Annotated in this window: 6 protein-coding genes; 5 read left to right on the top strand and 1 reads right to left on the bottom strand. The window is 37.8% G+C overall.

The window, feature by feature from the left end; genetic code table 11:
- Positions 1 to 50: 50 nt before the first annotated feature.
- A complete protein-coding gene (locus B5X70_RS11990; RefSeq protein WP_234995082.1) occupies positions 51 to 4100 on the bottom strand; it encodes a hybrid sensor histidine kinase/response regulator transcription factor in 4050 nt (1349 codons plus the stop codon).
- A 241-nt stretch (positions 4101 to 4341) separates the two neighbouring features.
- On the opposite strand from B5X70_RS11990, the gene B5X70_RS11985 reads away from it, so the two are divergent.
- The 5 genes from B5X70_RS11985 to B5X70_RS11965 are packed head-to-tail and all read left to right on the top strand — an operon-like array spanning position 4342 to position 13628.
- A complete protein-coding gene (locus B5X70_RS11985; RefSeq protein WP_079558143.1) occupies positions 4342 to 5556 on the top strand; it encodes a glycoside hydrolase family 53 protein in 1215 nt (404 codons plus the stop codon).
- A gap of 15 nt (positions 5557 to 5571) precedes the next feature.
- Positions 5572 to 7929, top strand: a complete 2358-nt coding sequence (locus tag B5X70_RS11980) for a glycoside hydrolase family 2 TIM barrel-domain containing protein (protein ID WP_079558142.1) — start codon at positions 5572 to 5574, stop codon at positions 7927 to 7929.
- A gap of 50 nt (positions 7930 to 7979) precedes the next feature.
- Positions 7980 to 10958 (top strand): SusC/RagA family TonB-linked outer membrane protein, encoded by a 2979-nt coding sequence (locus B5X70_RS11975; protein ID WP_079558141.1) that lies wholly within the window; start codon positions 7980 to 7982, stop codon positions 10956 to 10958.
- A 12-nt stretch (positions 10959 to 10970) separates the two neighbouring features.
- A complete protein-coding gene (locus B5X70_RS11970; RefSeq protein WP_079558140.1) occupies positions 10971 to 12554 on the top strand; it encodes a RagB/SusD family nutrient uptake outer membrane protein in 1584 nt (527 codons plus the stop codon).
- Between the two features lie 24 nt (positions 12555 to 12578).
- Complete coding sequence (locus B5X70_RS11965) at positions 12579 to 13628, top strand: SusE domain-containing protein (protein WP_079558139.1); 1050 nt, start codon at positions 12579 to 12581, stop codon at positions 13626 to 13628.
- Positions 13629 to 13755: the final 127 nt, after the last annotated feature.

Raw genomic sequence — 13755 nt, 5'->3', positions numbered from 1 at the left:
TTATCATAAGACAAGCCGTGAAAGGTATGATCAAACCGGGATGAACATAATTAGTTTTCCCGGTTTTTTATTGTGTTTTTGTAGGCTTTTGGTGAATTGCCAAATTTTGCTTTAAAACTTTTCGAAAAACTTGAAAGGCTTGTAAAACCAATAGAGTACATGATTTCAGAGATGTTTCCTTCGTTGTTTTCAAGCATGTGTGCAGCCTTTTGCAGCCTATAGTTTATGATGATCTCTTTTGTTGAGTATCCCGTTGATTCCTTAAGTTTTCGATATAGGTGAGTGGCACTCATGTTCATTTGAGAACTGATGTCTTCGACTGAAAAAGAAGGGTTAGCCAAATTATATTGAATGATTGCCATAACTTTTTTAAGGAATGCCTGTTCACTGTTATTTTTTGGTTCTGAGGTATCTGCAGGTTTTAGCTTTAATTGTGTTTCAATGTGCCGTGCCACTTGTTGCTCCCGTCTAAAGATGCTTGAGATACACGATTTCAGGTAAAATATATCGAATGGTTTGGTTATGTAAAAGTCGGCACCTTTGCTCATGCCCTCAGTTTTATGAATATCTAAATCTCGGGCAGTTAAAAGAATAATTGGGATATGAGCCGTTACTTTGTTCTTCCTTAAATTCTCACATAGAGAAATGCCGTCCATTACCGGCATCATTACATCTGAAATGATAAGATGGGGTTGCACTGTTTTTACAAGTTCAAGTGCTTCCTGACCATTTAATGCATTATATAGATGGTATTCATTTCTGAGATTGATTTCAATAAAATCAAGAATGTCGGGATTATCGTCTACCAATAAAAGGCGTTTAGCATTTTGTGGTATTGAGCTGTTTATATCCTGTTTTCCATTGTCGTTGTTGTTTCCTTTCGCGAAAGAGAAGAGAGATTGCTCTATTGAAAATTCAATTTCGCAACTATTTTCATGTGGTATGGAAAGTGTGAAGCAACTCCCATTGCCTGGTTTGCTTAAAAGCGTGATTGTACCGTTATGTAGTTTGGCATATTCCTGTGCTAACGTGAGGCCAATGCCAGACCCGGCTTTTTTAATCGAATGATTGGTTTGGTAAAAGTGTTGAAAAATTTGTTTTTGCTCTCTTTCAGGTATTCCTGGCCCTGTGTCTTTAACAGATATAATTATATATTTCTGATGATTAATAGATCTATTTTTTACCGTTGCTTTTATCACACCTTTGTATGGTGTAAATTTAAAGGCGTTTGAAAGTAAATTAAACAGGATTGTTTCAATCTTTTCACAATCTATATCTACAATGATTTCATCCCGATCCGAATGAAAAGAATAATCAATTTCATGTCGGGCCGCCATATCATCAAAGGAGTTGAAGATTCCTTTACTGAAACTTACGATGTTGACTTTCGATTTTTGTATTTGTAGTTTAGATGACTCTATTTTTCTGAAATCTAATAGCTGATTAACCAATTTGTATAACCTAATGGCATTCTTATTGGCCAGTTTAAGCATTTTCTCATGGCTAGGATTTATTTGTCCGTTTCTAAGCAATTCCTGGATGGGTGGAATAATTAAACTTAAGGGGGTTCTGAATTCATGGCTGATATTTGTAAAGAAACCGATTTTAGTCTGTGCCAGTTTTTCGCTGTGCTCTTTTTCAAGTTTTACAATTTGAAGTTCGTTCTTTAGCCTCTGTCTGAAATGATAAACCTTAAAGATGACATAAGTTAAAGAAAGAGCTATCAATACATATAGGAATAGGAAACTGTTACTGAGCCAGATTGACGGTGTTATTTGAAAATCAAGGCTTTTTGTTTCGCTCCAGGTTCCAAATCGATTTGTTCCTTTTAACTCCAGGGTATATCGACCGGGTTTTAGATTTGAAAATACGGCAAAGTTTTTATCGCCTGATGTGGTTATGTGATTGTCTTGTATAGGTAATAACCTGTAGCTATAACTGCTGGCTTTTGGAAATAGATAATCAAGGGTGGTAAAGTCGAATGTTATAGAATTCTGATTATGCTTAAGGTTTATATTTTTATTGAAGGAGATGTCCTTTTTTAAGATTTCAACTGTGTCGTTTGGGAGAACTGGTTGATGATTTACGTATAAACCGGATATATATATATCCGGTTTTTTCTCAGCATTTTTTATTCGATTGGGTTCAATGGCTATAAAGCCATTGTCACCTCCAAAAAGGATATTCCCTTCATGCGTAATGTCTGCACAATATGCATAAAAACCTTTTAGCGGAGAACCTTCCATGATTGGGATTGATAATATCTGAGAAGTGTTTGGATTAAATCTGATTATTGAATTTATAGTCGTTGCCCAAATATTACCTTTACTATCTTCTACAATATTGATTATTTTTTGCGGTCGTCCTGCCTTAATGTCTATGGATTTAATTGAATCATTTGATGGATTATAGCGAAAAAGAGAATTGTCAGAGCCTATCCATACTGATCCGTCATCTGCAGCCATCAACGCGGAAATCTGCCTGTTGAATATTCTATTGTTCACAGCTATTACTGGTCTTTTTTCAAAGGTTTTGTGGTCAATTATCCATAATTGGTTTGATGTTCCGTAGTAAATATTGTTTTTGGTTGTTATTAGCCGGCCATCCCCATCGGGATCAATTAGGATGAAGCGGGCGTTTTCCGGATTATTGTTATCCTGTATCATTTTAAAAACGCCTCCCTCCCAGGCAGAGATCCATATGGTTCCATCATTAAACTGAGCAAATCCACTGATGTAGTTTGATAAAAGACCATTCTGCTGATTTGCAGTAATGGCATACATTTTTTCTTCTATGGGATCCCAGATGTTTATACCTCCCGCAGTTCCAATCCAGATTCTGTTTTGGTTATCTTCCATTAAAGCGTAAACATTATCGAGAAGTATTTTTTTGTTGTCAGCAGAGGTTGTTGAAAAAAAAGTTTTATGCGGGGAAGCAATATTTTCACTGCGTTTTATTACTCCATGAATCGTAGCCAACCAAATATCATTGTTTCGAGTCACCAGTATATCTTTAACCTGGTTTCCTATACGAGGATTTTCAGTTGAAAAATACTCTTCATAAAAAGTATAATATGACTGGCTAACATCTGTAACACTTACTCCATTTGATGTGATCAGCCATAATCGATTCTGCAAATCATTATAAATCTCCCAAATAACGTTGCTTGAAACCGTATGATTAATAAGTGGATCGTGATAAAAGGTCTCAATTTCTTTGGTTTTGGTGTTGAACAAATTCAGCCCAAAATCAGTTCCAAGCCACAGTGTTGAATCATTTTGCCTATAAATACACTTAATTACTTCGTTGCTCAGTTTTGTGTTTTCTGAATTGTATAGTTCAAAATCTCCATTGAATGTATTAAAAAGAGCCAGACCTGTTTCAGTTCCTATCCATAACAAGGAGTCACTATATTCAGAGAACCTTTCAATGTAACATATTAAATTGTTTTCCAATAGAGGTTTGTAATCTCCTTTGAGATTGAATTGCTTAAAAACGCCGTCTCTGTATCTGTTCAGCCCGTTGTAAGTACCAATCCAGATATCTCCGGAATCGGACTGATAAAAACTTCTTATGGTGTTATGTGAAAGGTTGCTATTGGAGGAGTTATAGTGTATGAATTTATTTTCCTGTGAGTTGTAAATCAAAATTCCACTGGCGGTTCCAATCCAAATTAATCCGGAATTGTCGCGAAAAAGTGTTCTAATAACCCTAATCGTTCCTGTGTTTATTCTTTGAACTTTATAAGTATGAATGTTTATGACATTAAGTCCATCCCAGGTTCCTATCCAGATGTGGTCATCATCCAGAAGGAGGGAGCTTATATTGTTGGATGATAATGAGGCGGGATGGTTTTCGTTCTGAAAATAGGTCATTTTATAGCCATCGAATCTGCACAAGCCTTCTTGCGTTCCTATCCAAATAAATCCATATTCATCCTGAACAATTGAGTTGGTCATATTGGAACTTAAACCGTCCTCAATGTTGAGATTAGTGAAGAACATATTTTTCTCATTTACAGATGCTTTTATGTTGCCGGAAAACAATAAAGACAACCCTAAACAGAAACAGACAAGGATAAACTTGGTGTTATTAATCACGGTTGAGTGTTTAATGTTATTATGGTTAAAAATAGTAAAATATTATGGTTTAAAATGGGTATGTAGAATTTAAACAATAAAATGTATGTTTTATGCAATGTTTTAAGTTAAAGATAAACAGGATTATAAAAGTTAATTTATGTGATTTGTAAGAAATGGACAAAACGTGGTATTAAAATGAAAAGCGTAGTTATTATTGTTTGTTTACATTTGAATTGATTTATTAAATAATATTGAAACTATGAGAAAAGCAGGAATTTTCGTGATGTTGATTTTTGGAGTTTTATCAATGGTTTTATCACAAGCATGCTCTGATGATAAAAAAAAATTGGTGGATGTTATTGATGATGAAAATGAAAATGATAATTCTTCCAAGGAATTTATGATGGGAGTTGATCTTTCTTATGTCAATCAGATAGAGGATAACGGAGGCGTTTATTTGGAGAATGGAATAGCTACAGATCCTTATGAAGTATTTAAAAAACATGGAGCCAATTATGTCCGATTAAGATTATGGCATAACCCCGACTGGGTTTTTGATTTGTATGATAATAACCCGCCTTTATATAGTGGATTTTATGATGTAATGAGAAGCATCCAGAGAGCTAAAGATGCAGGAATGTCTGTTCTTTTGGATTTTCATTATTCAGATACATGGGCAGACCCCGGACATCAGGACGTTCCAAAAGCCTGGCAAGACATTACCAGTATTGAAGTTTTGTCTGATTCTGTTTACAACTATACCTATCATATTCTGAACCGATTACATAGTAAAGGACTTTTACCGGAAATGATTCAGGTTGGAAATGAAACCAATTGTGGAATGATGTTCACCAACACAAAACCCGGATTCCCTTCATTAAATGTTTGTCAGGGTAACTGGAGCCATTTTGGACAGGTCATAAATTCTGCCATTAAAGCCATCAGAGATATAGACTCACGTGTCGGACAAGAGACCATTGTTGCTTTGCATGTTGCCGATCCGGCAACCATGCAGTGGTGGTTACCCGATGTAATCCAAAAAGGAGGCGTAATGGATTTTGATGTGATGGGGTTCTCATATTATCATATCTGGCATACTACTATAAGTTTTAACCAGATTTCCGGAGTGATTGAAGATTTAATTAATCGATTTAATAAAGATATCGTTTTGCTTGAAACAGCCTATCCTTTTACTACCGCTAACAATGACAATTATCCGAATATTTTTTACACGCAAAATGTTGTACCAGGATTTCCATACACCGTTGAAGGACAAAAGAATTTTATGATCTCTTTGGTACAAAACTTAAAAAATGCCGGAGCAATTGGAGCATTCTATTGGGAACCGGCTTGGATTACATCAGATATGAGGGACTTGTGGGGAACTGGTTCATCTTGGGAGAACTGTGCTTTTTTTAATTTTTCCGGTAACCTAACTGAGGTTGTGGAATATTTCAAATATGAATACGAATAATAAAGATATTATTTTATGAGGACATTTTTAGGATTGATTTTAACGATATCTGTTTTGTGGTCATGCAAAAATGGAGAAACCTCGCATTATTCAAATAGAGAGAATTTGTTTAATGACGGTTGGGAGTTTGTTAAAGATGTGGAAGAGGAGGATTTATGGCAGAATAGAGTGGAGTGGGAAAGTGTAAATTTACCTCATACTGCACACGTTGAGCCCTTGGTAATAAAAGGACGTCAATGGATGGGGACAAGCTATTACAGAAAAAGGTTTACAGTCCCTTCCGAACTTTTCGGAAAGCATCTTGCATTACATTTCGAAGGAGCCATGCATCTTTCAGATATCTATATTAATGGAAATAGAGTTAAGACATCGTACAGTGGTTATCTTCCTTTTTATGTAGAGTTGACCGAACATTTAAAATATGGGGAAGAAAATACAGTTCTTTTAAGAGTCAATAATGAGGATAATCCACAGGTTCCTCCCGGGAAACCTGTGGATGAGTTGGATTTCAATTATTTTAGTGGAATATATAGAAATGTATGGTTTCTCGTTAAAGATAGGCTTCATATATCAGATCCCATTGGAGCCAAACGTGTTGCCGGAGGTGGGGTTTTGGTGACTTACAGTGATGTGTCAATTGACAAGGCAACAGTGAATGTTCAGGTGGATGTAAACAACGAATACACAGAAGAAAAAAGTGCTCAGATACGTTTGAAATTGCGCAACGAAAACAACAGGATAATTAAGGATGTAACATCTGATGTTGAAATCATTTCCGCAGAGGGAAATGGGTTATTTGAATTATCATTTGATGTTGAAAATCCTGATTTATGGTCTCCCTCTTCTCCTAGTTTATATCATTTGCACGTCTCCTTAATCAAAGATAATCAATTGATTGATAAAGTTAGTGAGCGCATTGGCATCAGAACTTTCACTTTTTCGACTGATGGCTTTGAATTAAATGGTGAACCATTATTTTTGAGAGGAACAAACCGTCATCAAGAGTATCCTTATGTTGGTTATGCTATTTCGGATAATGCAAATTACCGGGATGCTTACAAAATTCGAAAAGCCGGATTTAATTTTGTGCGCCTATCACACTATCCGCATACAAAATCTTTTATAGATGCTTGTGATGAAATTGGTCTGCTTGTAATGAATGCGATTCCTGGCTGGCAGTTTTTTGGGGATGATGTTTTTTATGCCAACTCCATAAATGATGTTCGAAAAATGGTTCGTCGCGATAGAAACCATCCATCAATTGTGCTATGGGAGGCTTCTCTCAACGAGTCCGAAATGCCAAAGCAATATATTTTGGATGCTCATAATGCAGTTTATGAGGAGTTGCCATCCAGCGACCTTTATACATGCAGTTGGTATGAAGACATTTTTGATGTTTTTATTCCTGCCCGTCAACATGGTTATCCACCTCATTATTGGAATCATTATGACAAGAAACCTATTTTAATAGCAGAGTATGGAGATTGGGAGTACTATGCGCACAATGCGGGTTTCAATCAAACAGCATTTGAAGATTTAACTTCGGAGGAGCGCAATTCTCGTCAATTGAGAGGATTTGGTCAGAGAAGACTGGCTCAACAGGCTTTGAATTATCAGGAAGCTCATAATAGTAATCTTATAGGGAGTCCTGCAGGTGATGCAAATTGGTTAATGTTTGATTATAACCGCGGTTATGCTCCAGATCTGGAAGCTTCAGGAATTATGGATATATTCCGGCTACCAAAATTTGCATTTTATTTTTATAAAAGTCAGGCAGCTATTGGCGAATTTCCTCAGAAGGAGTTTAATGAGCCATTTGTATACATTGCTAACTATTATAATGACCCTTCTTTTTTAGAAGCAAAAATATACAGCAATTGCGAAGAGATTGAACTATTTGTAAATGGCCAATCCCTCGGAAGACAACTTCCCGATGAAGATGCAAACAGCACTCACCTAAATCAGCCACCATTTACGTTCATCCTTAGTAGTTTTTCTCCCGGAGAGCTAAAGGCGGTTGGATACATAAATGAAAAGGCGGTGGTTGAATCAATAAGAAGAACTCCGGGTAATCCAAAAGAGGTTAAACTTTGGATAGATGAAAGCAACCGGCCATTGACTAAAAATGTAAATGATCTTGTTTTTCTCTACGCAGCGATTGTTGATGATTATGGCGTCATCATTCCGGAAGCTGTCAATTCTGTGGAATTTAATGTGTCTGGCGATGCAAGTTTAATTGGAATGAATCCTATTGAGGCAGAGGCTGGTATTGCCACCATTTTATTACAAGCCGGACAAAAAGGAGGAGTTTTGAACTTAACTGCCACTTCCAATGGTCTTTTAAAAGGTGAACTTTCCTTGGAAGTAAGATAGATTTGAGAATTATAGAGTATTCTGTTTTTATGAATTAACCAAAAAGTCTAATGAAGCAATCAAGAAGAATTAAATTAAAGTGGCTGGGACTGCTATTTCTTTTATGGGGAGTTGTTTTCCCTGTTATATCCCAGCAACGTACCGTTACTGGTTTGGTGGTTGATTCTCAATCTGGAGAATCAATTCCCGGAGCTACAGTGATGGTTCAGGGCACCCAACGAGGAACCGTAACCTCTACAGATGGAGACTTTTCTATTTTGGCTACCAATGAAGATGTTTTGAGAATATCTTATATTGGTTATGAATCTCGTTTTGTGAGTGTTGGAGAGAGATCCCATCTGATAATTGAATTGAAACTCGAAACTTTTAGTTTCGATGAAGTGGTGGTCATTGGATATGGCCAGGTAAGAAGGGACGATGCAACCGGGGCATTGGTTTCTGTGAGTTCCCGGGACTTTAACCGGGGAGCCATTACATCACCTCAGGAGTTAATTGCCGGTCGGGTTTCAGGTGTGCAAATCACCAGCGCCGGGGGAGCTCCTGGAAGTGGTGCGGCCATTCGAATCAGAGGGGGATCATCACTATCGGCAAGCAATGAGCCTTTGATCGTAATTGATGGGGTTCCCGTTGACAATGATGGCGTTTCAGGAATGCGAAATCCTCTTAGCACCATTAACCCAAGTGATATTGAGAGTTTCACAGTCTTGAAAGATGCTTCTGCAACCGCTATCTATGGATCAAGAGCTTCAAATGGTGTGATTATTATTACAACACGCTCAGGCCAACATGGCAAAATTCGTTTTAACTATGATGCCAATGTTTCAGTTGGAATAAAAACCAATCAAATTGAAGTGTTTGATGCTGAGGAATATCGCCAGGTTATTTATGATCGGTTTGGGGAGAATTCCAATGCTGCAAACCTTCTTGGAAATTCCAGGACTAACTGGCAGGATGAGATTTTTCAGACAGCAATTGGTCATGACCATAACTTTAGCATGGCAGGAGCATATATGGATGTTCCATATCGTTTCTCTGTTGGTTATTCCGATCAGTCAGGTTTGTTAAAAACCTCAGACATGAAACGCTATACAGCCTCAATGAACCTCACTCCAACTTTTTTTGACGATCATCTTAAAGTTACTTTAAGTTTGAGAGGAATGTTTAACGAAAATCGTTTTGCACCTACCGGTGCAATTGGAAACGCAATTTTATACGATCCTACCAAACCTGTTTTCGATGAGAATAGTCCTTACGGAGGTTATACAACCTGGATGGATGGAGACAGACCTGCTTCTTTTTCTCCCGTCAACCCTGTTGCACAACTAAATCAAAGAGACGACACTTCAGAGGTGTTTCGTAGCATTGGTAGCGCAAAGTTTGATTATCGATTCCATTTTTTACCTGAATTGGTCGCAACGCTAAATTTGGGGTATGATTATTCCAATACCGATGGGACTGTAGTAATCCCGGAAAATGCAGCTTTTGCATACAGGAGAGCCGCAGACGGAACAGACATCAGCGGAGAACATCGTGTGTATACCCAGGACAGAAAGAATCAGTTATTAGATTTTTATCTGAATTACAATCGTGATTTACCAACCATTCAAAGTCGTATTGATCTAATGGGTGGTTATTCATGGCAGCATTTTTGGCGTGAAGATTATGTACATGCTACCAGCATTAACAGGCAATACCTTATTGCTCCCGAAAGAACCATTCCAACGGAGAATTATCTTGTATCTTTCTTTGGACGTATGAACTATTCTTTGATGGAAAGATATTTGTTAACGCTAACAGTGAGACATGATGGGACTTCTCGTTTCTCTAAGGATAATCGTTTTGGAACTTTCCCTTCATTGGCTGCTGCCTGGAGAATTAATCAGGAATCTTTTCTACAAAACTCTTCAGTAGTTTCAAATCTTCGTTTGAGATTGGGATATGGAGTTACAGGTCAGCAATATATTACCAGCGATAACTATCCATACCTGGCAAGATACAGTTTAAGCCAGTCAACTGCCCGTTATCGGTTCGGAGACGATTGGGTTACCATGGCACGTCCATCTGGATATGATGCAAATTTGAAATGGGAAGAAACTACCACATACAATGTGGGGGTTGACTTTGGTTTTTACAATGAAAGAATCAACGGTTCTATTGAACTCTATCATCGGGAGACAACTGATTTAATCAATGAAATTCCTGTGGCTGCCGGAACCAATTTTACAAATATCCTTTTAACAAATGTGGGTAGTCTCGAAAATCGTGGGGTAGAGTTTAATCTGAATCTGCGTCCGGTTGTTACCAGCGACCTGTTTTGGGAGACAGGGTTCAACTTTACTTATAACAAGAATGAAATTACAAAACTTACTGTTGTCGATGATCCCGGATATCAGGGCGCATATACCGGAGTAATTTCCGGTGGAACTGGAAATTATGCCAAAATCCACAGCGTAGGCAAGCCAGCTAATTCATTTTTTGTCTATCAGCAGGTATATGATGAAAATAAGATGCCGATTGCAGGCCTTTACGGTGATCGCAACGGGGATGGCGAAATTACCATAGATGATCGATATCATTTCCATTCCTCAGCACCAAAATTCCTGCTTGGTTTATCTTCAAGAGTTGAATATAAGGATTGGGATTTTTCTTTTGCAGGAAGAGCAAGCATTGGAAACTTTGTTTACAACGATTTTGCTGCCAGCAATGCCAATTACAGGTACACATATAGCAATACCTACATTCAGAATTTACCCAAAAGTGTACTGGATACCAATTTTGAATCACAAGAATTATTATCTGATTTCTATGTAAGAGATGCCTCTTTTTTCAGAATGGATAACATCTCGCTTGGATACCGTTTTGCAGATTTGATAAATCAGAATTCAAGCCTGCGACTATCAATTACGGTACAGAATGTTTTTGTAATTACCGATTATGAAGGGTTGGATCCTGAGGTTTTTAATGGAATGGACATAAATGTTTACCCCCGACCAACCACATTCTTGTTGGGTGTAAACCTGGAATTTTAAAACCATGTTAGTATGAAGAATTATAATTATATAGCAGCATTGTTGTTTGGCGGAATTTTATTGTTTAATTCCTGCATAAACGACTTGGATACCGTTCCTCTGGATGAGAATGTTATCACTTCTTTTACAATTTATGAAGATCCCGCTGCCTATCGGAACGTGTTAGCGAAAATCTATGGAGGGTTATCATTAACCGGGCAGGTAGGTCCCGATGGAGATCAGGATGTATTGGGAATTGACGAAGGAACTTCCAGTTATCTGAGAACATATTGGTATATGCAGGATGGAACTACCGAGATGGCTTTATGGATTTGGAATGATCCGGGAATTCCTGAACTCCAAACGAATTCATGGACTCCTTCCAATGAAATTAATATGGGAATGTATTCAAGAATTTTTTATCAGATTACACTTGCAAATGAATTCATTCGAGAATCAGCACCCGGCAGGCTTCAGGATAGAGGCTTTAATCAGACCCAGCAAAACGAAATAGCTCTTTACAGAGCGGAGGCACGTTTTTTAAGAGCTCTTAGCTATTACCATGCAATGGATTTTTATAGAAGTGTCCCCTTTGTAACAGAAGACGATTTGGTAGGTGCTTTTTTACCTGATCAAATTTCAACTCAGGATTTATTTGATTACATCGAATCTGAATTGCTTGAGCTTGAAGATTTACTGGTTGAGCCACTGCAAAATGTCTATGGCAGAATAGATAAAGCTGCGGTGTGGATGTTGTTGGCCAAACTTTACCTGAATGCTGAAGTTTATATCGGAACGGCGAAATATACAGAAACCATTACTTACGCCAAGAAGGTAATAGACTCCCCTTACGAGTTGGAATCAAATTATGAGAGACTTTTTATGGCTGATAACGATCAGGCGAAGGGAATAATTTTCCCTGTTGTGGCAGACGGTATTAATGCTCAAACATGGGGTGGAGTTACAATGATAGCATGTTCATCATGGGCTTCGGATATGAACGCACAAGCATTTGGGATTAATCCCTGGGGAGGTAATAGAGCACGACGTCAATTAATTGAGAAATTTCCCGATTACTCAGGAGAAACAGATCAAAGAGCAATGTTCTTTACTCAGGATAGAATTATGTCTGCCGAAGTCATAGCTGAATTCAGCAACGGATTTTCTGTGATGAAGTATAAGAACATCGACATCAACGGAATTCCAGGATCCAATATTGAGCATTTAGATATTGATTTCCCTTTGTTTCGAATCGCAGATGCATATCTGATGTTGGCAGAAGCAGTTCTCAGAGGCGGCTCCGGTGCCTCTTCCTCCGATGCTCTTGCTGCTGTTAATGCTATTCGAGACCGAGCTTTCGGTGATGAATCAGGACGAATTTTGGCTTCTGAATTGACTCTTGAATTCATTCTTGACGAAAGAGCACGTGAATTCTATTGGGAAGCTTACCGAAGAACCGATCTGGTTAGATTTGGTAAATACACCAGTGCAGATTATTTATGGGAGTGGAAAGGTGGAATCTATGAGGGACGTGAGTTGCCAAATCATTTCAATTGGTTTCCAATTCCAGCTTCTGACATGGCTGCAAATCCCAATCTGAGACAATCAGGATATTAACATTTGAATTCAAACAATAAGCTCATGAAGTATAAAGTATTATCTATAGCATTGTTAACCTTTGTGTTAACATCATGTTACGATCGTGAGTATTTTCAGCTTGCCGAAACAGTCCAACCTGTTCTTTCAAGCAGTGAAAGTATTTCTGATGTCGTAATTGAGGAAGATGCACTTGACCAGAATTTTACCGTATTTAGCTGGACAGCCGCTAGTTTCGGCGATGGCTTGCCCGATGCCGAATATGCATTAAGGATGGATTTGGCAGGAAATAATTTTCAAAACCCAATTTCATTGGGCAGGACAAAATCCTTAAGTATTTCTGTTTTAAACTCTCGTATGAACCAGAATTTGCTTTCAATCGGCATAGAGCCTGGAAATCCTGCCAGTATAGAGTTTCAGTTACATGCATCCATAAATCCTGATGTGTCAACAATCTCAAATATTGTAACTTCAACCGTAACTCCTTTGGAGGTTGTAATTGAATATCCCACGATTTATCTCGCGGGTGATCATAATGGTTGGAGTTTTAACGATCAGCTCTACTCCATGCGTAGTGACGAAATATATGAAGGCTTCATATATATGGACAATGGAGATAATTGGATTGGTTTTAAAATGTCATATGAACCTGATTGGATTGAAGATCTTGTAATTGGTGATCCTGATGATAGCGGTACCTCGGGAACTTTGCAAGTTGGTAATTGGGGTGGAAGTAATATTTATGCCACCGAAGGACCGGGTTATTACCGAATCAGAGCCAATCTTGTAAACAATACCATCTCTATTTTGAAAACAGAATGGGCAATTACAGGAGATTTTAATGGTTGGTCTTTTACGCCTTTGGTTTATGATACCGATGACAAGGTTTGGTCTGCAACAATTGATATGACAGCAGGTGGATTTAAATTTATTGCAAACGAAGATTGGTCTTTGGTCTTTGGTGATGATGATTTAAACGGTGTTCTCGATCCCGGACGTGACGACAATAACATTCAGATCACTGAAGATGGGAACTACACCATTATCATGGATTTAAGCGGAGCACCTTATGTTTATTCAATTGTAAAGAATTAGATTTTTGATTTTTATGTGTGTGGTGATACCTCCATTTGGAGGGCAGTTGGCAGCATTGCTGCCAACTGCTTAAATTCTGCTTCTCCAAAATTTGGAGTGAGATTTATTATAAACAGTTTATTCATTT

The organism is Alkalitalea saponilacus, from assembly GCF_900168165.1.
Lineage (GTDB): Bacteria > Bacteroidota > Bacteroidia > Bacteroidales > Marinilabiliaceae > Natronoflexus > Natronoflexus saponilacus.
The sequence above is the reverse complement of the archived record's forward strand: the minus strand, read 5'-3'. Positions and strand labels throughout refer to the sequence as shown.